This window comes from Halapricum salinum (genome assembly GCF_004799665.1).
GTDB classification, from domain to species: Archaea; Halobacteriota; Halobacteria; order Halobacteriales; family Haloarculaceae; genus Halapricum; species Halapricum salinum.
This window is the reverse complement of sequence record NZ_CP031310.1, coordinates 1,719,560-1,739,648: the sequence shown is the minus strand read 5'-3', so window position 1 is coordinate 1,739,648 and position 20,089 is coordinate 1,719,560. Positions and strand designations below refer to the sequence as shown.

22 protein-coding genes are annotated in these 20,089 nt (G+C 65.8%); 8 read left to right on the top strand and 14 right to left on the bottom strand.

The genetic code is table 11. The annotated features are described in order from the left end of the window. The first annotated feature begins 1 nt into the window (after position 1). The 3 genes from DV733_RS08815 to DV733_RS08805 all read left to right on the top strand — a co-directional run bounded on the left by DV733_RS08815 (position 2) and on the right by DV733_RS08805 (position 3,077). Complete coding sequence (locus DV733_RS08815) at positions 2-1,189, top strand: acyl-CoA thioesterase/BAAT N-terminal domain-containing protein (protein ID WP_049995042.1); 1,188 nt, start codon at positions 2-4, stop codon at positions 1,187-1,189. 323 nt (positions 1,190-1,512) lie between these two features. Continuing rightward, the gene (locus DV733_RS08810; RefSeq protein WP_049995043.1) at positions 1,513-2,613 is read left to right on the top strand and encodes a sulfite exporter TauE/SafE family protein; all 1,101 of its coding nucleotides are present in this window, start codon (positions 1,513-1,515) and stop codon (positions 2,611-2,613) included. A 26-nt stretch (positions 2,614-2,639) separates the two neighbouring features. Then, the gene (locus tag DV733_RS08805) at positions 2,640-3,077 is read left to right on the top strand and encodes a universal stress protein (RefSeq protein WP_049995044.1); all 438 of its coding nucleotides are present in this window, start codon (positions 2,640-2,642) and stop codon (positions 3,075-3,077) included. Positions 3,078-3,083: 6 nt separating this feature from the next. On the opposite strand, the gene DV733_RS17100 is transcribed toward DV733_RS08805, so the two are convergent. From DV733_RS17100 to DV733_RS08795, 3 genes are all read right to left on the bottom strand, one after another. Then, the gene (locus tag DV733_RS17100) at positions 3,084-3,230 is read right to left on the bottom strand and encodes a hypothetical protein (RefSeq protein ID WP_154019540.1); all 147 of its coding nucleotides are present in this window, start codon (positions 3,228-3,230) and stop codon (positions 3,084-3,086) included. 73 nt (positions 3,231-3,303) lie between these two features. Beyond that, positions 3,304-4,332: a tRNA-intron lyase gene (gene endA, locus DV733_RS08800; RefSeq protein WP_049995045.1), complete on the bottom strand. Its 1,029-nt coding sequence runs from the start codon at positions 4,330-4,332 to the stop codon at positions 3,304-3,306. 31 nt (positions 4,333-4,363) lie between these two features. Continuing rightward, the gene (locus DV733_RS08795) at positions 4,364-5,116 is read right to left on the bottom strand and encodes an endonuclease NucS domain-containing protein (RefSeq protein WP_049995046.1); all 753 of its coding nucleotides are present in this window, start codon (positions 5,114-5,116) and stop codon (positions 4,364-4,366) included. Positions 5,117-5,196: 80 nt separating this feature from the next. On the opposite strand from DV733_RS08795, the gene DV733_RS08790 reads away from it, so the two are divergent. Further along, on the top strand, positions 5,197-5,844 hold the full coding sequence (locus tag DV733_RS08790) for an HAD family hydrolase (RefSeq protein WP_049995047.1): 648 nt from the start codon (positions 5,197-5,199) through the stop codon (positions 5,842-5,844). A gap of 104 nt (positions 5,845-5,948) precedes the next feature. Here DV733_RS08790 and DV733_RS08785 read toward each other — a convergent pair whose 3' ends face one another. The 3 genes from DV733_RS08785 to DV733_RS08775 form a co-directional block, all read right to left on the bottom strand. After that, positions 5,949-6,194, bottom strand: a complete 246-nt coding sequence (locus DV733_RS08785) for a hypothetical protein (protein ID WP_049995048.1) — start codon at positions 6,192-6,194, stop codon at positions 5,949-5,951. A 289-nt stretch (positions 6,195-6,483) separates the two neighbouring features. Next, positions 6,484-8,856: a DEAD/DEAH box helicase gene (locus DV733_RS08780; RefSeq protein WP_049995049.1), complete on the bottom strand. Its 2,373-nt coding sequence runs from the start codon at positions 8,854-8,856 to the stop codon at positions 6,484-6,486. A gap of 56 nt (positions 8,857-8,912) precedes the next feature. Further along, positions 8,913-9,974: a TrmB family transcriptional regulator gene (locus DV733_RS08775; protein WP_049995355.1), complete on the bottom strand. Its 1,062-nt coding sequence runs from the start codon at positions 9,972-9,974 to the stop codon at positions 8,913-8,915. Positions 9,975-10,191: 217 nt separating this feature from the next. On the opposite strand from DV733_RS08775, the gene malQ reads away from it, so the two are divergent. After that, positions 10,192-11,691 (top strand): 4-alpha-glucanotransferase, encoded by a 1,500-nt coding sequence (malQ, locus tag DV733_RS08770; protein ID WP_237560535.1) that lies wholly within the window; start codon positions 10,192-10,194, stop codon positions 11,689-11,691. A 15-nt stretch (positions 11,692-11,706) separates the two neighbouring features. Here malQ and DV733_RS08765 read toward each other — a convergent pair whose 3' ends face one another. Further along, on the bottom strand, positions 11,707-12,213 hold the full coding sequence (locus tag DV733_RS08765; protein WP_049995051.1) for a hypothetical protein: 507 nt from the start codon (positions 12,211-12,213) through the stop codon (positions 11,707-11,709). Continuing rightward, positions 12,210-12,512, bottom strand: a complete 303-nt coding sequence (locus DV733_RS08760; protein WP_049995052.1) for a UPF0175 family protein — start codon at positions 12,510-12,512, stop codon at positions 12,210-12,212. Before DV733_RS08760 ends, DV733_RS08765 begins: the two co-directional genes overlap by 4 nt. 96 nt (positions 12,513-12,608) lie before the next feature. Between DV733_RS08760 and DV733_RS08755 the strand changes: the two genes are divergently transcribed. Next, positions 12,609-13,436, top strand: a complete 828-nt coding sequence (locus DV733_RS08755; protein WP_049995053.1) for a pantoate kinase — start codon at positions 12,609-12,611, stop codon at positions 13,434-13,436. Between the two features lie 87 nt (positions 13,437-13,523). Here DV733_RS08755 and DV733_RS08750 read toward each other — a convergent pair whose 3' ends face one another. Continuing rightward, positions 13,524-14,288: a GTP cyclohydrolase IIa gene (locus DV733_RS08750; protein ID WP_049995054.1), complete on the bottom strand. Its 765-nt coding sequence runs from the start codon at positions 14,286-14,288 to the stop codon at positions 13,524-13,526. 1 nt (position 14,289) lies between these two features. Beyond that, a complete protein-coding gene (locus tag DV733_RS08745) occupies positions 14,290-14,889 on the bottom strand; it encodes a riboflavin synthase (RefSeq protein ID WP_049995055.1) in 600 nt (199 codons plus the stop codon). 113 nt (positions 14,890-15,002) lie between these two features. Between DV733_RS08745 and DV733_RS08740 the strand changes: the two genes are divergently transcribed. Together DV733_RS08740 and DV733_RS08735 are read left to right on the top strand one after the other, a co-directional pair. Next, positions 15,003-15,755: a 4-phosphopantoate--beta-alanine ligase gene (locus DV733_RS08740; RefSeq protein WP_049995056.1), complete on the top strand. Its 753-nt coding sequence runs from the start codon at positions 15,003-15,005 to the stop codon at positions 15,753-15,755. Between the two features lie 249 nt (positions 15,756-16,004). Continuing rightward, positions 16,005-16,655: a chemotaxis protein CheC gene (locus DV733_RS08735; RefSeq protein ID WP_049995057.1), complete on the top strand. Its 651-nt coding sequence runs from the start codon at positions 16,005-16,007 to the stop codon at positions 16,653-16,655. 2 nt (positions 16,656-16,657) lie between these two features. Here the strand turns inward: DV733_RS08735 and DV733_RS08730 are convergent, their stop codons facing one another. Genes DV733_RS08730 through DV733_RS08715 form a run of 4 tightly spaced genes read right to left on the bottom strand, consistent with a single transcriptional unit; the run spans position 16,658 to position 20,078 of the window. Next, the gene (locus DV733_RS08730; protein ID WP_049995058.1) at positions 16,658-17,362 is read right to left on the bottom strand and encodes an energy-coupling factor transporter transmembrane component T family protein; all 705 of its coding nucleotides are present in this window, start codon (positions 17,360-17,362) and stop codon (positions 16,658-16,660) included. A 2-nt stretch (positions 17,363-17,364) separates the two neighbouring features. Next, positions 17,365-18,078, bottom strand: a complete 714-nt coding sequence (locus tag DV733_RS08725; RefSeq protein ID WP_049995059.1) for an energy-coupling factor ABC transporter ATP-binding protein — start codon at positions 18,076-18,078, stop codon at positions 17,365-17,367. Continuing rightward, a complete protein-coding gene (locus DV733_RS08720) occupies positions 18,075-18,674 on the bottom strand; it encodes a biotin transporter BioY (RefSeq protein ID WP_049995060.1) in 600 nt (199 codons plus the stop codon). Before DV733_RS08720 ends, DV733_RS08725 begins: the two co-directional genes overlap by 4 nt. Positions 18,675-18,722: 48 nt before the next feature. After that, complete coding sequence (locus DV733_RS08715) at positions 18,723-20,078, bottom strand: PQQ-dependent sugar dehydrogenase (RefSeq protein WP_049995061.1); 1,356 nt, start codon at positions 20,076-20,078, stop codon at positions 18,723-18,725. Positions 20,079-20,089: the final 11 nt, after the last annotated feature.

Below are 20,089 nucleotides of genomic sequence, written 5' to 3'. Positions count from 1 at the left end.
CGTGAGCGACGACTCTCACTCCAGCGCGTTGACGATCGAAGCTCCCTCGCGCAGTCCGAACGACGAGGCAATCACCGTCCGGATCACCGGTGTCGAACCCGGAGCCGAGGTGCGGTTCGAGGCGATGCTCGTCGATCACGACGGCGTCGCGTGGTCCTCCTATGCGACGTTTCTCGCCGACAGTGAAGGTGTCGTGGACCTGTCTGCGGACGCCCCAGAGAGCGGTTCCTACGAGGGAACCGAACCGATGGGCTGGCTCTGGTCGATGGCGACGGACGCCGACGTTCGCGGCGCGACCCTCGACTGCGAGCCGACCGTCGCGGTCGATCTGACTGCCGGGACCCGGAACGACCGAGTCGAGCGCACGATCACCCGGCAGTGCTACGATCCCGAAGTGACGACTCGGACGGTCGACACCGACGACCTCGCCGGCCGGCTCTTCCTGCCTGGCGGTGACGGACCGCACCCGGGCGTGCTCCTGCTCCATGGGTCCGGCGGCCGCCTGCCCACGCGAACGGCCCAGTCGCTGGCGACGCACGGCTTTGCCGTCTTCGCGGTCCGGTACGTCGGTGCGCACGACGCAATTCCGGACGAACACCGGTCCGTCCCACTATCGTATTTTGACCGCGCGGGCGCGTGGTTCCGGAGCCTCGACGCCGTCCAGTCGGATTCGCTCGGCGTGATGGGCGGGTCCCGCGGCGGCGAACTCGCGCTCCTGCTGGGATCGCGCTTCGCCTGGGTCGGCGGGGTCGTCGCGCTGGCGGCCAGCGGCGTCGCCTGGGACTCCCCCAGCGGCGAGCCGGGCTGGGTCGCAGACGGCGACCCTGTTCCCCACCTGGAAGGCAAGCCGATCCCGCGGGAGACGGTCGCGAGTGGATTGGACGACGAGCCGGTCGAGACGGCCGCGATCGAAGTCGAACGGACGGACGGCCCGATCTTGCTGGCCTCCGGTCGCGACGATCGGGTCTGGCCCGCCACGGAACTCTGTGCCATCGCCGTCGATCGACTCGCACGGTCGGAATTCGACCACGACTTCGAGCATCTGGTCTTCGAGGATGCGGGGCATCTCATCTCGACGCCCTACGCGCCGCTGACTGGATTCGAGGGCAGTGGTGGAACGCCTCGCGGGACGGCCCACGCCGCCGAGCAGTCCTGGCCACAGATTCTGGAGACGCTCCAGTCAGTGTGACCCACGGTCTATCCCCCCGAAGAGGACAGCCCTCACGAGACAGTATATTTTGTGAAAGATCGTTTGATTCCGGCGCATCGTGTGATTTCAGCCCGTGATTCGACGGAGTTCACAGATTTTTTACGTAGCGATTCATTATCCGCCGGTCAATCCATGATTCGACACGTCACGCAGCGCCACGACGAGTTCTCGGACTTCCACCACGCACTGGGAGGGTTCACTTGAATGTCGGCCCGTCGTTTCTCGGCCGCTGGCAGTGACTCGTCTCCCCGCAGTGGGTGCCCTCACCGACAGCCGACGACGCTCCTGACACACTGATACCGATGAGCGCGACCCGATCCCAACGTCTCCAGAAGTCGTTTCTGAAGTATCAGCACGTGTTCGTCTTCGCGGCCCCGGCGCTGTTCGTCGCGCTGGTCCTCCTCGCCGCACCGACCGGCGGGAGCGGCGGACTGGACTACTGGCTCGAGTACTGGTGGCTGTTCCCCTTCTTTCTGCTGGGGGCGACCATCGTCAACACGGTCGGGATCAGCGGCTCGGCCCTGTTCGTGCCGTTCCTGATCTTCATCTTCCCCCTGCTCGCGCATCCGCTCGAACCCGAGACCCTGGTCAAAGTCGGGCTGATCAGCGAGTCATTCGGGCTGTCGAGCTCGTCGATCGCGTTCATCCAGTACGGACTGGTCGATCGCCGACTCGCCCTGACGATCGTCGCCGGGAGCGTCCCGTTCGTCATCGCCGGCGCGATCCTGTCGTTTTTCATCCCCGAACCGCTGTTCCACGCGGCGCTCGGCGCGGCGCTGCTGGCCGCCGGCTACCTGATGCTCAAAGCCGACATCGGCCACGGCGAGCCCGAGGAGGACACAGACGCAGTCTCCACTGACGGCGGAACTTCGGCTGAGCTCCCCGACGACGACGGGAAGCTGGGGCCTGCTGGCGTCGATGCGACCGACGACGGCGAAGTCACCCGCGTCGACCGCGGCGGGGACACCTACCGCTACTCGTGGTCGGGCTATCTCGAACGCTTCGCCAACTACAGCGTCGGCGGCACCTTCCAGGGGCTGGCCGGCTTCGGCAGCGGCGAACTCGGGATCATCTCCCAGCTCCGCACCGGCGTTCCCACGCGAGTCGCGATCGGAACCAACCACATCATCGTCGCGACGACGGCCATCCTGGCGTCGCTGGTGCACGTCTTCGGCGGGACGATCCTCGGTGCGTTCGGCGTCGGCGGCGTCCACTCGCTGAGCATCGCCTCGACGCCCTGGAACATGGTCGTGTTCACCGTCCCCGCGACGGTCACCGGCGGCCAGATCGCTCCCTACGTCTCGAACGCGCTCGACACCGGCACGATCCAGAAAGGCGTCGCCGTGCTCTTCGGGCTCATCTCGACGGCACTGTTCCTGATGGCCAGCGGAGCCGGGATCTGAAAGGGCTGGCCCCACAAGCCTCTCACATGTACAAACATATCCTCTTGCCCACAGACGGCAGCGACGGCGTGTCGACGATTGCCGAGCACGCTGGCTCACTCGCCGAGCAGTACGACGCGACGGTCCACGTGCTCTCGGTCGTCGACACGCGCAATCGATTCGAAGGCCCGACGATGGGGCTGGGATCGGACGCCTGGGAAGACGCCCAGCGCGAGCAGGCCGAGCGAGCCGTCGAGGACGCCGCCGCGGCGCTTCCCGACGACGTCACGATCGAGCGCCACGTGGAATCGGGCGTCCCGCACACCGAGATCCTCGACTACGCCGACGACGCCGGTATCGACCTCATCGTGATGGGGACCCACGGCCGGACCGGAATCGACCACTACCTCATCGGCTCGATCGCAGAACGGGTAGTCCGGCAATCGCCGGTCCCGGTCGTGACGGTTCGTATCGACGAAAACTGAAGACGGCTACTGTCCGGCGTCGGTCCGCATCTGGATATATCGCTCCGGCCAGGCCTCGACGTGCGATCGTATCAGCCCGGCCGCACGAACCAGTGCCGAGACGATCGACGTACCGAAACGAGACGTTTCGAGTGGTCTGTCCCTGAGACTCATGACACGTTATTATTGCGGCGTATCTGTCATAAAAGTTGGTGAGTTACCGACGATCGTCGCTCGCGCGCCAGCGTCACGGCGTCAACCGCGAGACCGAGAGCCACTCGATGTCGCCCTCGGCGACCAGCGCGAAGACCATCCGCTTGCGGACGCCGTGGGCGAGTCGGACGTCGAGTGCCAGATCACGCGGCGAGAACGTGTGATCTGCGGGTAACACGCGCACGAGCAACTCCGAGTGGCCCAGGTTCTCGACGTCTTCGACGTCGGCGTAGGTCCGGAAGTCCGCACCAAATTTGAACCCGGTCTTGGGCACCACGTTCCGGTCGCGAAGCGCACGATAGACGGCGAGTCGACGGTCGAACCGATCCCCCTCTACTTCGCGGCCGCGCTCGATGACGGCCTGTTCGCCACCGTCGACGTCGAGAATGCCACGGCGGGCCAGCGCGGCTGCCTCGACCAGCGACACCTGAAGTGGCGTCCCACTCTCTTCGTCCAGCGGCTGGCCGTAGAACGCCTGCTCGTACAACTCTGCTGGCGGCTCCCAGACGAGCACGCGATCCCCGAGAAGGTCGGCCGCGACGCCCTCGGGCAGGTCGAACGCTGTCGACCCCTCGATCTCGGGACGGTCGCTTTCGAGATAGGTGATCGAGGACTCCTCGTCGACGACTGCGAGGACTGTGTCGCCGAGTTCTCGCGCCGGGACGTCCTCGCGCTCGCTGATCGCGCGGACTCGGTAGGCGATCTCGTCGTCCCAGGGGCCGTTCCCGCGGGGATAGACGAGAAAGTCCGCACCTGCGGGATCGGCGACCCATCCCTCGCGGGCGGGCGAGAGGTAGAACCCGCGATCTCGGAGGTCCTTGTAGACGAGGACATCGATCTCCGAGACGGCGTCGGACGTGAGCAGGCCGCGAAAGTCCAGGCGCTCACCCGAGTCGGCGTCACGAATCGTCTCGACGTCACCCCGGGAGAGGATGTGTGCAGCCTCGACCGGCGCGAGTTCGAGATCGCCAGAGACAACTCGACCGTACCCGCGCGCGTCGTAGAAACGCTCGCGGGCCTGGCGACCCCCGCGAACGACCCCACCCGCCAGTGTCAGCTTCATACCGATGCACGGACCCGGGCCAGCAAAGGGGCTACGGTCCGGGCGCTGCCGTCTCCTCGACCCGCGGCCACTCGCAGGTCGCGTCGAGACAGCGCGTGCCACCTGCGGTCTCGAACAGCGGCAGCCCACACGAACAGGTCCCCGCCAGCGTTCCGGCCGGAAGCGCGAACCCAGTATCGCAGTCGGGATAGTGCTCACAGCCCGCGAGCAGGCCACCCCGACGGAGAATACGGAGGTCACCGTCGCAGTTCGGACAGTCCCACTCCCTGTCGAACGCGCGCTTGACTGCGGCGTCCATCGACTCGCAATCACGGTCGAGACAGACCCGGAACTCGCTCCCGCGCTCGACACGCATCTTCGGGAGGCCACAGTCACACTGCTCGTCCAGAACTGTGGCGTCGCCCGGCAGGCCGTAGCGAGTGCCGCAGTTCGTGCAGGTCACGCCGGCGCTGGTCCGCACGAGGGCGGCCGCACAGGACGGGCACTCGCCGACCGGCTTGCCGGCCGCGCTCGCGGGGTAGCGCCCGCTCGCGAACTCGTCGTGGACCTCCACGCGGAGGTGCTGGTCGCCGTCGCGGGCCTCGATCCGGTCGCCGTCGATAGTGACCGATTCGGCGCGGGTGAGCCACGCCACAGGTTGATAGCCGTCTGCGTCGTGGACCAGCACGGTGTTGTCGGGCTTGACGAGCACGACCATCCGGCCGCGCTGTTCGTGGGCCCGGACCCGGTTCCCGTCGAAGGTACTCGTACACTCGCCTGCTCTGACCGCGATCGTCTCCGTCATGCCACGGCCTGGGGCCGACTTCGAATATAAACCCTCGCCGGACCGTCAGCGACTTTGCTGCGCTCGCGCTACGATCGACAATGGCAGTGCTGTTCGACATGGACGGCGTCGTCGTCGACTCGGAGCGCTACTGGCCCGAACTGGAGGCCGAGCGGATCTTCCCCGAGGTGGTCCCAGACCAGGGCGTCCAGCCCGAAGAGGTCATGGGGATGTACTACCGCGAGATCTACGATTACCTCGACGAGCACTACGCGGTCGCGGTCGATCGCGACCGGTTCGTCGAGGTGTTCGATGCGACCGCTCGCGAACTCTACGGCGAGCGCGCCGCGCTGATGGACGGCTTTCACGATCTGGTCGAGGATCTCCAGGCCCAGGGGACGCCGGTCGGACTCGTGACCTCCTCGCCACATCCCTGGATCGACGTCGTCCTCGATCGGTTCGATCTCGACGGCGCGTTCGACGCGATCGTCAGCGCCGAGGACGTCCCGCGGGGCAAACCCGAACCCGACGTCTACGAGCGCGCCGTCGCGGAGCTCGGCGTGGCTCCCGAACGCTGTGTGGCCGTCGAGGACTCGCCGACGGGCGCAGCGGCCGCGAAAGCCGCACGCCTCCGGTGTCTCGGCTACACTGGCGTCCACGACGGGCTCGATCCAGCAGACGTCGACAGCATCGCTGCGACGCCGACGGAGCTACGGACGCTGCTGTTCGAGACACTGGCGGCCGAATAATAGTGATTATTGTAGCGATTTACCGGTCCGACCGCCCGCAGCCGGGCGGTCGATCCGGAACAGACCTACAATAATCACTATAAGAAGTTGGTTCTGGAACGGTACTACGTCCGGTACTGCTGACCGAGCACCAGCGAGCAGACGTGGACGGCCAGCAGGGCGAGGAAGGCCGTCATCGTCGATCCCTGGAGATCGGTGAACAGCAGCGGTGTATAGGCGAACGGGAGGAGGACTGCCGCCCAGAATCCGACGAATCGGACCGGAGCGGCGACCGTCGCCTGGAGGGTCTGTGCGTCGACGCCGACCGACTCACGAAGCCGGTCGACCCCAGTTGGAGAGGCACTGGACATTGCGGGGATCACCTACCCCCTTCTACAACCCCCGATACCATATAACGGGTCGACGGTTAGCGCCATTTTACGCGAGCCAATTCGGATAGCTCGTCTTTTTACACAGCTACGGGTGCAAAAGTAATATACCCCGAAACACCCTCAGAGGGCGCGATAAATTTTAAAACCCCCTCTGAGTGCGTTTCACAATACTTGCCATGTTATTGTTTGCCACAATACGGATACAGTGTCTGCAACGCGGTGTTCTGGCCGATCGACGAGCCGGTATCGAGCAGTCGCCATCGACGTCTCAGATCACGTCGACCGTTCGGGTATCGACGACCGGTTCCAGCGGCAGTTCGGGATAGGAGACCTCGACGGCGAAAGTGAGTTTCTCGGCGTCGCCACCGAAGACGCCCACCGGAAGGGTCGTCTCGCCGAGGTAACACTCGGTCGCAGTCATCTCGACGTCGTTGACAGTGACGCGGACGCCGCCGCGAGCGCCGCCTGCGAGATTTTTGACTGTGATCTCGTGCATGCTGTTTTGACCCTGCGCGATCTCGTCGGGGAAGTCGCCCCACTCGACGACGGCCCGTGGTAGATCACGAGCGCTCTCGACGATTCGTTCGGCGACGCCCGATCCCAACCCCGCGGAGACGAGTCCGTCGACGCCCGAATCGAGGACGTCCGTGGGCGTCGTGATCCCGGCCGCGGCGAGCGTCTGGGCGCGGCCCGACCCGACACCGTCGATCGCCGTGAGGCCGACTGCGTCGGCACTGACCCCCTGGTCCACGCGGGCTTCGACTCGCCGTGCGAGGTTCGCGGCGCGGGCGTCGGCAAAGCGATCCAGGAAGGCTCGCAGCGCTGCCAGCAGTCGCAGGGCGTTCTGTCGGATGACCCACGAGTCGCTCTGTAACTCGCTTGGAACCGTTCCGTTCATTCCCGAGCGCAAGATCGCGTAGACCTTCCGCGGGCCGGGATCGAGCGATTCCGCCCGGCCGCCCAGGACGGCGTCGACGGCGTCGCGCTCGTCCTGGCGCGCCGAGACGCTGTCGAACGCGCCGGCTGCCGCGACCGTCCGGAGGATCCGGTCTTCACTGAGATCCTCGGACTCGTCGGCCAGATCAGCGAACGAACGTGCAGTGTCGAGTCTGAGGTAGAACTTCGATGCCAGCTGTCCGAGTCCCGTGGCCGCAACTGTGAGGTCGTCGGCCATCTCGACGAAGCCGCGGTCGACGAGCCCCCGGAGCGTGCTGGAAGCGTGTTCACGGAGATTGGAACTGTCGGCGTACTGTTCGGGCGCGCTCTTGGCCCGGACGTGGTAGAAGGTCGTCTCCAGCCACGAGAGCACGTCGTCCAGATCGTCGATCGTCCCCATCGCGATTTCGGCGTTGAGATGGGATTCCAGATCCTCGGCGAGCCGCGACTCGATCTCCTTGCCGTCCCGAAGCAGGCGCCGATACTTGTCGGCGTCACTGCGGTCGCAGATCACCCAGGCGTAGCCGGTGTCGTCGTAGCCCGGCCGGCCCGCCCGTCCGAGCATCTGGAGGACGTCGAGGGGGCTCATGTCGACCTCGCCTTCGAGCGGGTCGTGGTACTTCGTGTCCCGGATGACGACACACCGCGCGGGGAGGTTGACACCCCAGGCCAGCGTCGAGGTCGAGAACAGGAGTTGGATCTTCCCCTCGCGGAACCAGGCCTCGACGCGGTTCTTGTCCTCGCGGGAGAGGCCGGCGTGGTGGAACGCGACCCCGTCCAGCACCGACTGGCGGAGGGTGTCGTTGCTCAACTCGGCGGCGTCGTTGTGAAAGTCGTAGTCCCCGCGTGCGCCCATCGGGATGTCGCGCTCGGTAAGTTCGTCGCGTGCCTTCTTTGCGGCCTGGACGGTGTCCTGTCGCGAGGAGACGAACACGAGTGCCTGTCCCTCCTCGTTGAGGTGCGGTTCGACCAGATCCATCGCTCGATACAGGCGTCGATACTTGTCGGCGAAGGCGTTCTCGCCGTGGGAGTAGGTCTTGACGTCGGCATTGAGCGGGACTGGTCGATACTCCTCGCCGAACTCGAAGGTCGTCTCCGGGGTAGCGTCGAGCCACTCGGCGACGTCGTCGATGTTGGGCATCGTCGCCGACAGCGCGACGACGCGCGGGTCACAGAGCCGGCGGAGCCGCGAAATCGTCACTTCGAGCACCGAACCGCGGCGATCGGAATCCAGCAGGTGGACCTCGTCGATGACACAGCAGTCGACGTCAGTGACGAACGAATAGCGAGCCGTATCGTGCTTTCGAGTGGCAGAGTCGGCTTTCTCGGGCGTCATCACGAGGACGTCGGCGCGTTCGGCCCGGCGCGGGTTGAGGTCGCGCTCGCCGGTGACGACGTACACCGAATATCCCAACTCCTCGAAGCGTTCCCACTCGCGTTCTTTCTCGTTGGTGAGCGCGCGCAGGGGAGCCAGAAAGAGCGCGGTCCCGTCCTCCTGGAGGGTCTTGCAGATCGCCACCTCGGCGACGGCGGTCTTGCCGCTGGCGGTCGGCGCGCTGACGACGACGTTGTCGTCGCTGTCGAGCAGCGCCGGCAGCGTCTCGGTCTGCATCCGGTTGAACCGCTCGAAGGGGAAAGCGTCTGCGAACTCGGGGAGGACCTCCGAGACCGGAAGTTCGGTCTCGCCGTCTACGTAGGTGGCCACACCAGTACCGAGAGGGCCGCCGGCTTAGCGTTTACTCATCGCGTTCGAGGGTGACGTTACTCCTCGTGTTCGAGAGTTACCTTCCGGGCCTCGTAGTCTTCGAGGAACGAGTCGGGACCGCCGATCGAGATGGTCCGATCCTCGGTCTCGACGACGAGCGTATGTTCGATCGGGATCGTGTTCGTCCGCGGCTCGACAAGCCCCTGTCGCGTCTCGACGATCGTCCCCTGGATGGTCTCGAACTCGCCGTCGGCGGTCACTGGCTGGGCGGTCGCCCGAGCGTGGATCGTCGCCTCGGCGTGGTCGTGCAGCGTCGCCTGCAGGACGGCGTGGCGGAAACTCCGATAACTCTGGGGGAGCTCGACCGGGTCGGTGATGTACAGCTCCTCGGCGAACGGCCAGTAGTTCGCGAGGAACGAGCCGGCGATGATCGGGACGATCTGGCCCTGAACGAGCGCGATCGCCCGATCGTCGCTGTTTGCCCGCGTGACCATCTCCGCCGGCGAGGCGATGCCTAACTGTTCGTCGGCGGCCAGCAGGATCGGCATTCCCTGATTCCAGACGCGGACGACGCTACCGACCGGACTCTCGACCCCGTCGAGAACGGCTTCGGGATCGTCGACGTCGCTGACCAGCAGCAGCACCATCACGCCTCGCTCGACAGCAGTGGAGAGTTCCGCGGCTACTTCGGGGAGATACCCCTGCGGGACCGCGACCATCAGTTCCTGTTCGGCGCTGTTGATGTACTCCCGCAAGCGCTTGATGACTGTCACGCGCGACTTGATCACGTCGAAGCGCTGGGGCCGCGAGGAAGTCTCGGAGAAGCGCTGTTTCAGTGCCGGGCCGATCTCTTCGAGTCGGCCAGACAGCAATTCGATCACGTCTTCAGGGTGTTTCGCGCGGATCTTCGTCGGCACGACGTGGTCGTCGACCTCGACGAAGCCACGTTCTTCGAGTTTCTCACAGATGCTGTAGACGTAGCGTTTCGAGACGCCGGTGTCGTCGGCGATCGTACTCGCTTTGGCTTCCCCGTTTTCGAGGATCGTCAGGTAGGTCTTGATCTCCTTCTCGGAGAGGCCGAACTGCTTCAGTTGCGTCTCCAGCGCGTCACTGTTCATCGCCACGTCCCCCTCGTCGTTCGTTGCAGGCGTCGACACGGCGACGTGCACCCGCCCCGAAACCGAACGATCTCATTAGGTAGACTCTCGCTCTCGCGCTACATATAACGTTTGTAATTGTTCTTCACCCTTTGGGTGGTGGTAGCGGCTCAGGCAAACCAATCGCTGTCGAAGTCGAATCTGCTACTTTCAAGTCCGCGCCGCCGCAAGCAGAGAGATACGGATGGATTTCGACAGACAGAGCGGCCTCTTCTTGCACGTAGCCTCGCTGCCGGGGCCCGACGGTATCGGGACGCTCGGCGAACCGGCTGAGACGTTCGTAGACTTCCTGGCCGAGTCCGGGCAATCGCTGTGGCAGTTCTGCCCCCTCGGTCCGACGATCCCGATCCACGACAACTCCCCCTATCAGTCCTACTCGGCGTTCGCGGGCAACCCGCTGTTCGTCGACCTGGACAGGCTGGTCGAACGCGGCTGGCTCGACGAACTGGACCGACCGGACTTCGACGACGGCCACGTCGAGTACGGCCCGGTTCGTGAGTACAAGGAAGCCCGTCTGACCGAGGCCTTCGAGACCTTCAAAGCCGACGCCAGCGACGACGAACAGTCGAACTTCGAGACGTTCGTCGAAGAGTCAGGGGAGTGGCTCGACGAGTACGCCCTCTACCGCGCCCTGCGGGATCACTACGACGGCGTCTCCTGGCTGGACTGGCCCGAGGAGGCCAAGATGCGCGATCCCGACGCGCTCGCGGAGTATCGCGAAGAGCTCGCTGATTCCATCGAGTACCGGAAGTTCCTCCAGTGGGTCTTCGACACGCAGTGGAACGACCTCAAGGAGTACGCCAACGAGCGCGGCGTCAAGTTCGTCGGCGACATGCCGATCTACGTCGACCTCGATAGCGCGGACGTCTGGGCCAACCCCGAAATCTTCAAACTCGACGCGGAACGCGAGCCGAAGTACGTTTCAGGTGTGCCGCCGGACGAGTTCTCCGACGACGGCCAGATGTGGGGCACGCCGGTCTACGACTGGGACGCCCTCGACGAACGGGACTACGGCTGGTGGGTCAAGCGCTTCGAACGGCTCCTCCAGCGGGTGGACATCTTCCGCATCGACCACTTCAAAGGCTTCGAGAGTTACTGGGAGATCCCCGCAGACGCCGAGACCGCTCGCGAGGGCGAGTGGGTCGAAGGTCCTCACGAGGACGTCTTCTACGCGATCCGGGACGAACTCGGCGACCTGCCGATCGTCGTCGAGGACCTCGGCGAGATCACTCCGAAGATGGAGGAGATTCGCGACACGCTGGGCTACCCGGGTATGGTCGTGGCCGCCTTCGCCGACTGGTGTGACGGCGACAGCCGCTATCACCCCGCGAACTACGACGCGAACTCCGTCGCCTACACCTCCACGCACGACACCGACACCGTCGTCGGCTGGTACGACGCCCTCGACGAGCAGGACAGAGAGTGTCTGCACTACGCCGTCGACCACGAGGGCGGCGACGTCCACTGGGACATCCTCGACACCGTCTGGAACTCCGACTCGGTCATCGCGCTGGCACAGGTGCAGGATCCGCTGGGCTACGGCTCGGAAGCCCGCTTCAACGTTCCCGGCACCGTAGAAGGGAACTGGGCCTGGCGCGTCAGCGAGGACGCCCTCTCGGGCGACGTCGTCCAGAACCTCTACGACATCACCGAAGAGAGCGACCGCCTGGCCGAGTAGCGTTTCGGTTCTCTTCTACAGGTCGCCGATCGCCTGCGCCCGCAACTGACCCGTCAGCTGGACGCCGTGGTCGTCCATCCGGGAGACGATCCGTTTGGCCTGACTCGCCGAGAGATACTTGTCCTCGACGGCCGCCTTGACTACGACGCCGAAACTCCCTGCCACCTTCGCGCCGAGGCCGTCGGCCAGCGCCCTGAGGCGGCGGTCGTCAGAGAGGACGAGGATCGGCCGCTCGTCGTCGATCGAGTCGTCGAACAGCCCGGCCAGCAGCGCCGCCTCGTAGCCGTCGGGATCGGTCCCGAGCGAATTGGCGACCTGCTGGCGGACCTCGGGTCGGACCGACGTGATCACGGACGTGTCGTCGAGAAACTGCGCGAGGTTCGTCGCTGCGGGTTCGGTCGTGAGCTGGTAGCGAACCTCCTCGGGGACGACGAGTGCGCCGTCGAAGTACGTCAACAGGTCGAGTTCGCCGATCTGACCCAGGTCGTAGAGCACTGTGGGGCCGACGTGGACGAACGTCATAATTCGCGAACCGTCGCGGCGTCGTCGGCCAGCTCTTCGGGCGCGTACTGTGTCGTGAGGTTGTTCTCGTGGGCGATTTCGAGCCACTCGGCAACGGTACAGTCGGCGATCTCGGCCGCCTCGCTGACCGAGACGTCCCCCGTCTGGAAGCGCTGGACGGCGACGCGTATTCGCAGCGTCTCCAGCCCCTCCTGCAGGGCTTTTCTGATCGTCGTCGAGCGATCGTCGTCGAGTAACTCGGCGACGGCGTCGACGTCTGCGGCGGTCTCGTCGGCGACACGGGCGCTGATCGACGGCATGTCTACAGCGTCCTATAGCGTATACGCTCTTGAAGGTAGGGGGCGGCTCGACCCGGAACCACCCGGTTTTTGGTTGCGCACCCGCTCTCCTCGATAATGACCGAGGAGGCCACCGCGTTCGTCCCGGGCCACGTCACGGGCTTCTTCACTGTCCACCGGGACGACGACCCCACGAAAGCCGGCTCGCAGGGAGCCGGCGTCACTCTTTCGGACGGCGTCAGCGTCACAGTCGAGCGCAGCGACGAGCGATACGTCGAACTGGACGGCCAGCCGGCCGACGTCGCGGCCGTCGAGACCGTCCTGGACACCCTGCAGGTCGAGGCCACAGTGATCGGCGAGACGTCGCTCCCGATCGGCGCAGGATTCGGGATCTCGGGCGCGATGGCGCTCGGGACGGCACTGGCGACCAATTGCGTCTACGAGCGCGACCTCTCGCGGAACGAACTCGTGACGATCGCCCACGGCGCGGAGGTCCAGGCCGGCACGGGACTTGGAGACGTCGTCGCGCAGGCGGCGGGCGGGATGCCGATCCGGCTGGAACCCGGCGGCCCACACGAGAACCTGATCGACGCGATTCCCTACCGCCCGCGCGTCGAGTACGTCAGTTTCGGCGAACTCGACACCGCGGAGGTGATCGGCGGCGACACCGCTCTGATCGACCAGGCCGGCCGGGAATCGCTCTCGCAGGTCGTCTCCGAACCGAATCCCGAGCAGTTCGTCTACGCCTCCCGGCGGTTCGCCCGCGAATCCGAACTGCTGACCACGCGACTCCGAGACGTGATCCTCGACGTCAACGAAGTCGACGGACAGGCCTCGATGGCGATGCTCGGCGAGACCGTCTTCGCGCTCGGCACAGGACTGTCGGACGCTGGCTACGAACCGCACGTCTGTCGGGTGGACGCGGCAGGGGCGCGCCTGGAGTAGACTTCCCATAGTGATTTTGTAGGTCTGTTCCGGATCGACCGCCCGAGGGCGGGCGGTCGTACCGGTAAATCGCTACAATAATCACTATCAGTCCGCGGCGACCGGCTCGGGGACGACGACCGTCTGCTCGCGCTCGCGGGCGTCTTCGAGGGCGTGTTTGGCCGCCATACCTGCCGCGCGGGCGGTCGAACCCGTGCCGACGCCGACCTGTAGCGGGAGCCCTGTCTCCGCGCGGGCCGTCTCACAGAGGTCGTCGTAGTCGGCGCTCGCCAGTGGCGGGACGACGGCGATGACATTGTCGCCGCCGACGAAAAACGCCAGCCCGCCGTGACGCGCCCGGATCTCGGCTCGAAGCGTCCGGGTGACGTCGTCGAGAGCGTCGATCGCGGCGGCGGCGTCGACGGCGTCTGTCAGTCTGCCGGTCGCGTCGACGACGTCGAAGTGTGCGACCTGGAACGGCGGCGACGCGTCCAGCGACTCTCCCCGGAGTGTCCCAGAGCGATCCGACTTCTGGGCGCTCCCGGCTGCCTGCAGCTTCTCGGTCGCCGTCCGGAGGGCAGCCAGCGGTGTCTCGCCGGTCCCGATCCCGGCGCTCAGGGTGACAGGATAGTCGTCGGCGATCCGATCGCGAATCTCGCGATGATCCGCGACGCCGAGACTGTTGGTGACGCCGACGAGGTTGTCCTCGCGGCCGCGGAAGACGTAGCCTTCGCGCTCGCCGACCATCTCGGCGAGGTCGGTGTAGAGTCGGGACTGCAGCGACTGGAGGGTCATCTCGGGGCGCGGTTCCGGCGTCGTCGTCCAGGGGCCGTAGTCGTCCAGTTGCCACAGTGTGAACTGGAAGCGATCCATCTCAGGCCCCCGCGTGCAGCCGGTCGACGTACTTCGCGAGCACGTTCGTCTCAACGTTGACGCGATCGCCGGGTTCGACCGAATCGAGCGTCGTCCGGGCGGTCGTCTCGGGTACAAGCGTGAGCGCGAACGTCTCCGTGTCCCGGTCGACGACGGTCAGACTGACCCCCTCGACGGTGAGCGTGCTCTTCTCGACGACCTGGTCGGCGTACCCCTCGGGCAGTTCGAGTCGAAAGCGGAGTCCGTCGGCGGTCTGTTCGCGAGCGAGCACCTCGGTCGTCGTATCGACGGTGCCCTCGACGATGTGGCCGTCGAGACGGGCGTTGGCCCGGACCGGCCGTTCGAGGTTGACCCGGTCGCCGACCGCGGCGGTATCGAACCACGTTCGAGCCGTCGTCTCCCCCGAGAGCCCGGCCGTGAACCGCTCGTCGTCGACAGTCTCGGCAGTGAGACAGGCCCCGCTGATGGCGACGCTATCACCCGGTTCGAGATCGGCCGCGATCGACGGACAGTCGACGGTCAGGCGGCGCTCGCAGGCGTCTGCAGGCCCTCTCTCGACGTCGACGATTCGACCCGTCGCTGCGACGATTCCGGTGTACATCTACATCGGCTGGTGAACGCTATCGGGATAGGTTTTCCGTTTTCCGTTATGCGTACCAAATTTGAGATAGTGACGACGAAAACGGTTTCCCGTCACCTCACCGATTCGGGAGTATGAGCGACGAGATCGAGATTCCCGAGAGTCACCCCCGGTATCAATCACTGTTGACGCGTCACCGTATCGAGGCGGGCGTCGAGAAGGGGATCACGAGCAAGCAAGGCCTGATCGCCCAGGGGCGTGGGGAGGCTTTCGACTATCTCATCGGCGAGCGTACCACCGAGAGCGCCGAGCAGGCCGAGCGCGTCGCCGCCGCCCACCTCCTGCTCGCCGATTCACCTGTGCTGTCGGTCAACGGTAACGTCGCCGCACTCGTCCCCGGTGAGATCGTCGAGTTAGCGAAGGCGACCGGCGCGGAGATCGAAGTCAACCTCTTCAATCGCACCGAGGAGCGGATGGAGGCCATCGCCGAGCACCTCCGCGAACACGGAGCCGAGGAAGTCAAGGGCCTCACCGCCGACGGGCGGATTCCGGGGCTGGACCACGAACGCGCGAAGGTCGACGCCGACGGGATCGGGAACGCCGACGTCGTACTCGTCCCGCTCGAAGACGGCGACCGCGCCGAGGCGCTGGGCGAGATGGACAAGACCGAGCTCGTGATCGACCTCAATCCGATGTCTCGGTCGGCCCAGGTCGCGTCCGTCCCGATCGTCGACAACGTCATCCGCGCAGTCCCAAACATGACCGACCACGCCCGCGACCTCGCTGCCGAACCTAATTCGACCCTCGAAGGTATTATCGAGGAGTTCGACCCCGAAGCGGCACTCTCAGCTGCGGAAGACGCGATCCGAAGCGGCGACATGGAGTGAGGGGGGGTGGCGACGAAACCACAAGAATATCAAGGCCGCCCGGGAAGCCCTCCGGGCGGACGCGCCTGTCGGCACCGAGCACTTGCTGACTGCTGCCGAGACGACGACCACCAGTATCGAGAGTCGGGTCGAGGACACCCCGGAGACCGGCAGTCGCTACGTGCGTTGAGGTGCGTGAGCGGGCCGACAGAATTTCAGATTTGAGAGTCCGGGCGGTGTACTTACAACAGTCGACCCAGAGGAATCGGTATGAGCCTCAAAGTCGACGTGCGGAAACTGGATCTGTTCAACCAGATGGCCAAAGAGGGGTCGACCACCGTGGCCGACCACCTCAGCCAGCTGGCCGGGCTCGACGCCGAGATCGAGGTCTCGAAGATCAACTTCCTCGATCTGGAAGACGTCAAGACCCACATCGGCGCCCAGAAGCAGGTCGGTATCTTCGTCGAACTGGTCGATCCGCCCCACGGCTACGTCCTCTTTCTGATGGACCCGCAAGACAGCAAACAGCTCGTCGGCAAGATGGTCGGCGGGATGGGCGGCGATGAACCCGCCGACGGCCTCTTTACCGACATGGAGCGCTCCGCCATGCAGGAGATCGGCAACATCATGACCTCGGGCTACATCGACGGCTGGGCCAACGTCCTGGATACGACGATCGACATCTCGACACCCTCGTTCATCTACGGCCCCGCGAGCAACATCGTCGACGAGATGGGTGGCTGGCCCGACGACGAGATCGTCTTCGTGGTCGATAGCGACATCGTCGCCGCCGACACCGACGTCGAACTGACCGCCTACACCTTCCCCCGACTCGAAGAACTGGTCGCGCTCATCCAGGACATCGGACTGGATACCGACGTCCAGGCTGACACGACGGCCTCGACCGACATCGTCGAGTAGAATCACAGGAATGCCGAGAGCGCGAGCGCGACCGACAGCACCAGCACGGGCACGTCGAGCCGCGAGAACGAAAGTTCGGGCAGCGTCGGATTCCAGGCGAAACAGCGGGCCCGCAGTGCCAGGGAAAGTCTACTCGCACGGTCGAAGGCCCGGCGTAATCCGACGAGCGCGAGGCGCCGGACGCGCGCGACCGTCGAGAGACTCTCACCGCCGCGTGCGTCGAGTGCGTCTCTGATTCGCCCGAGATCGGCCACCAGAACGGGCGTCAGTCGGAACACGAGTCCGACGCCGACGCCCAGCAGTTGCCCCGCTCTCCCGGGGACGTGGCGCTGGATCGCCGCGCGCGTCTCTCGAACCGGTGTCGTGTAGACGTACGTCCCGGCGACCAGCAACATCACGACGACCTGATAGCTCGCGACGGCCGAGTCCAGCGCCCGATCCACGACGAACCACGACGGGCCGAACGAGACCGCCGCGATGGGGGGTGCGATCACCAGCAGGAGCAGGATGAACCGGAACCCGCGAAGAAGTCGAAGCGGCGACAGTGAAGCCACCCAGAGCGGTGCGAGCGCGATGGTCGTCAACCCAGCCAGCACGGCCAGCGAGTCGTGCGCAAACACCGCAACGGCGAATCCACCCTGAAACAGCAACTTCGATCGCGGGTCGAGTCGATGGACGGCCGTCGTCCCGGGCTGGTAGGTTAGCATAGTCACCACTCCGAGGCCGGCGGAAGATACACGTCGAGGTCTTCGAGGGCCCGGGACGCCTCTTGGGCCGGCGTGTCGACGACGATCTCGCCGTCGGCCATCCCGAGGAGCCGGTCGGCGGGCGCCAGTACGCCTCGCAAGTCGTGCGTGACGACGATGACGCCGGTCTCGCGCTCGTGAAGATCACACAGTCGATCCAGCACCGACCGGCGCGCGGGTTCGTCGAGGCTGGCGAACGGCTCGTCGAGCACCAGATACGCGGGCTCCATCGCGAGCGCGCCAGCGATGGCGAGTCGCGCCTGCTCACCGCCAGACAGTGAGTCGATCCGGGCGTCACGCTGCTCGGCCAGGTTCACGGCGTCGAGCGCCCGCTGGACTCGCCGATCGATCTCCTCGCGGTCGAGTCCCAGGTTCTCGGGGCCGAACGCGACGTCGGCCGCGACCGTCGACGCCACGAACTGATCGCGGGGCTGCTGGAAGACCATGCCGACGCTGGTCCTGACGGCGACTGGCTCCGCGACGACGTCGTGGCCGTCGACCGTGACCGACCCGCTGTCGGGTTCGAGGAGCCCGTTGAAGTGCCGGACGAGCGTCGTCTTCCCGGAGCCGTTCGGGCCCGTCAGGACGACGAACGAGCCGTCTTCGATCGTGACCGAGATTTCGTCGAGCGCGACGGTATCCCCGAACGCACAGACCAGATTCTCGACCGCGATCATCCGGCGAACTCGTCGACGATCCCCGTCAGATAGCCGCCGGTGACCAGCCCCATGACCGCCAGCGCCTTGAGCGCGTCACCGGGGACGAACACCAGTCCGCCCTGAACTAGCCCTTTCGTCAGCGAATACTCCAGTTGGGTCGCGAGCCAGACGGAGCCGACGAGATAGACGATTCCCAGCCCGACGGCGAGTGCACCGACCTGCAGCGGGATCGAGACGTCGTCGAGTCGTCGCGGCGTGACTCGCCGGTGGACCAGCCCGCCGATCACCGCGGCCGCGATGGGGAAGCTCACGATGTACCCGCCGGTCGGCCCCGTTAGAACGCCGACTCCGGAGCCGCCACCCCCGAATACCGGCGCACCTGCCGCCCCCGCGACGGCGTACAGGAGCAGCGAGAACGCCCCCCAGACTGGGCCCAGCACCAGCCCGGCCAGATAGACGCCGACCGTCTGGAGCGTGAACGGTGCCGAGGAGAGCGGATACGGAACTGCGAACTGTGCGAACGCCGCCGTCAGCGCGGCGACGACGACCGAGCCTGCGAAGTACTTCACCGTCTCGTCCGGGACCAACTCCACTGATTCGTATTCCCCTGCCATGGATCGGCCATCGTCGTCAACCCAAATGAGTATATGGGTTGACGAACCCTACCCTCCTGTGAGGCGGACGAGCACGTCGTCGCGCTCGGTGGGGAACGGGTCTTTCGCGCGGCCGTCGCGATTCGAAGTCACGAGGTAGATCTCGCCCTCGGGCCCCTGCTCGACGTGTCTGATCCGACCGAGTTCGTTCTTCAGTGCCGTGTTGGTCGTCACGGTGTCGGCGTCGTCGGTCCACGCACCTTCGTGGCGCGTCCCGTCACCGACCGGTGGGAGGTCGTCGCCAGGTGGCGTCACCGTCGCGACGAGCAACTGCTGGCTGAACAGGCCGCCGACCAGCAGCCGGTTGGTCAGCGTCGACACTGCGTCGCCAGTGTAAAAGAGCGCGCCAGTCGGTGCCCACGACGGCGGCCCGCTGTTGGCCAGCGGCCGATGAACGTCCGAACCGGGATACGCCTCGCGCCGTCGAACTTCGGGCCAGCCGTAGTTTGCCCCCGGTTCGAGGCGGTTGATCTCGTCGCGTCCATCGGGACCGTGTTCGGTGACCAGCGGTGTCCCATCGGGCAGCCAGACGATCCCCTGGGGGTTGCGGTGGCCGTAGGTGTAGATCCGTGGATCGGCCTCGGCTCCGAGGTCGGGATTGCCAGGCGCAGGATCGCCGTTCGGTTTCACTCGCAGGACCGTCCCGTGTAGCGTCGACGGATCCTGCGCCTTCGCCGACTCGCCGGCATCGCCACAGGTGATCCAGAGGTAGTTTTCGGGGCCAAATTCGAGGCGGCCGCCGTTGTGGATCCCGTCGGCCGGGATATCCTCGGCGATCGTCCCGACACCCTCGCTGGGGCTGTCGGCGGTCGGATCGAACGCGACGACGCGGTTGCGCTTGCCCTCGTCGGTATCGGCGGTGTAGTAGACGTAGACCAGCGACGGCTCGGGATAGTTCGGATGGGCAGCCACGCCGAGCGTTCCGCCCTCGCCGCCCTCGACCCACCAGCTCTCGTGGTCTTCGCCGGGAGCGATCGCTTCGGCGTCGATAGCCTCTACAGGTTCGGCCACGACGCGTACCTCCTCGCCGTCGACGGCTTTCACGCGACCGACACGCTCGCTGACGAACAGCGTCCCGTCCCCGGCGAACGAGAGGTCCCACGGAATCTCCAGGTTCTCGACCAGGACCTCCGTCTCCAGTGTCTCGACTGCGGGCGCGCTCGCGGGTGCCGTCCAGTCCGGGTCGCGTCGGTCCCACGCCGCACTGTCGTGGTCGACCGCGAGATCGTATCGCTCGTCGAACGGGGTGGCCGTCGGCGTCGAGTTCCCGCCGGTCGAGGTCATGCATCCGCCGAGACCTGCCGCAGCGAGGACCGCGATCGTGCGCCGTCGCGTCCAGTAACGCTGCCCACCTTCGTCAGCCATACCTGCGGCTT

Bases quoted from the DNA above. Each gene is read 5' to 3' on its own strand.
- DV733_RS08810 (WP_049995043.1), top strand. From the start codon at position 1,513: ATGAGCGCGACCCGATCCCAACGTCTCCAGAAGTCGTTTCTGAAGTAT.
- DV733_RS08805 (WP_049995044.1), top strand. From the start codon at position 2,640: ATGTACAAACATATCCTCTTGCCCACAGACGGCAGCGACGGCGTGTCG.
- DV733_RS17100 (WP_154019540.1), bottom strand. From the start codon at position 3,230: ATGAGTCTCAGGGACAGACCACTCGAAACGTCTCGTTTCGGTACGTCG.
- endA (WP_049995045.1), bottom strand. From the start codon at position 4,332: ATGAAGCTGACACTGGCGGGTGGGGTCGTTCGCGGGGGTCGCCAGGCC.
- DV733_RS08795 (WP_049995046.1), bottom strand. From the start codon at position 5,116: ATGACGGAGACGATCGCGGTCAGAGCAGGCGAGTGTACGAGTACCTTC.
- DV733_RS08790 (WP_049995047.1), top strand. From the start codon at position 5,197: ATGGCAGTGCTGTTCGACATGGACGGCGTCGTCGTCGACTCGGAGCGC.
- DV733_RS08785 (WP_049995048.1), bottom strand. From the start codon at position 6,194: ATGTCCAGTGCCTCTCCAACTGGGGTCGACCGGCTTCGTGAGTCGGTC.
- DV733_RS08775 (WP_049995355.1), bottom strand. From the start codon at position 9,974: ATGAACAGTGACGCGCTGGAGACGCAACTGAAGCAGTTCGGCCTCTCC.
- DV733_RS08765 (WP_049995051.1), bottom strand. From the start codon at position 12,213: ATGACGTTCGTCCACGTCGGCCCCACAGTGCTCTACGACCTGGGTCAG.
- DV733_RS08760 (WP_049995052.1), bottom strand. From the start codon at position 12,512: ATGCCGTCGATCAGCGCCCGTGTCGCCGACGAGACCGCCGCAGACGTC.
- DV733_RS08755 (WP_049995053.1), top strand. From the start codon at position 12,609: ATGACCGAGGAGGCCACCGCGTTCGTCCCGGGCCACGTCACGGGCTTC.
- DV733_RS08750 (WP_049995054.1), bottom strand. From the start codon at position 14,288: ATGGATCGCTTCCAGTTCACACTGTGGCAACTGGACGACTACGGCCCC.
- DV733_RS08745 (WP_049995055.1), bottom strand. From the start codon at position 14,889: ATGTACACCGGAATCGTCGCAGCGACGGGTCGAATCGTCGACGTCGAG.
- DV733_RS08740 (WP_049995056.1), top strand. From the start codon at position 15,003: ATGAGCGACGAGATCGAGATTCCCGAGAGTCACCCCCGGTATCAATCA.
- DV733_RS08735 (WP_049995057.1), top strand. From the start codon at position 16,005: ATGAGCCTCAAAGTCGACGTGCGGAAACTGGATCTGTTCAACCAGATG.
- DV733_RS08730 (WP_049995058.1), bottom strand. From the start codon at position 17,362: ATGCTAACCTACCAGCCCGGGACGACGGCCGTCCATCGACTCGACCCG.
- DV733_RS08725 (WP_049995059.1), bottom strand. From the start codon at position 18,078: ATGATCGCGGTCGAGAATCTGGTCTGTGCGTTCGGGGATACCGTCGCG.
- DV733_RS08720 (WP_049995060.1), bottom strand. From the start codon at position 18,674: ATGGCAGGGGAATACGAATCAGTGGAGTTGGTCCCGGACGAGACGGTG.
- DV733_RS08715 (WP_049995061.1), bottom strand. From the start codon at position 20,078: ATGGCTGACGAAGGTGGGCAGCGTTACTGGACGCGACGGCGCACGATC.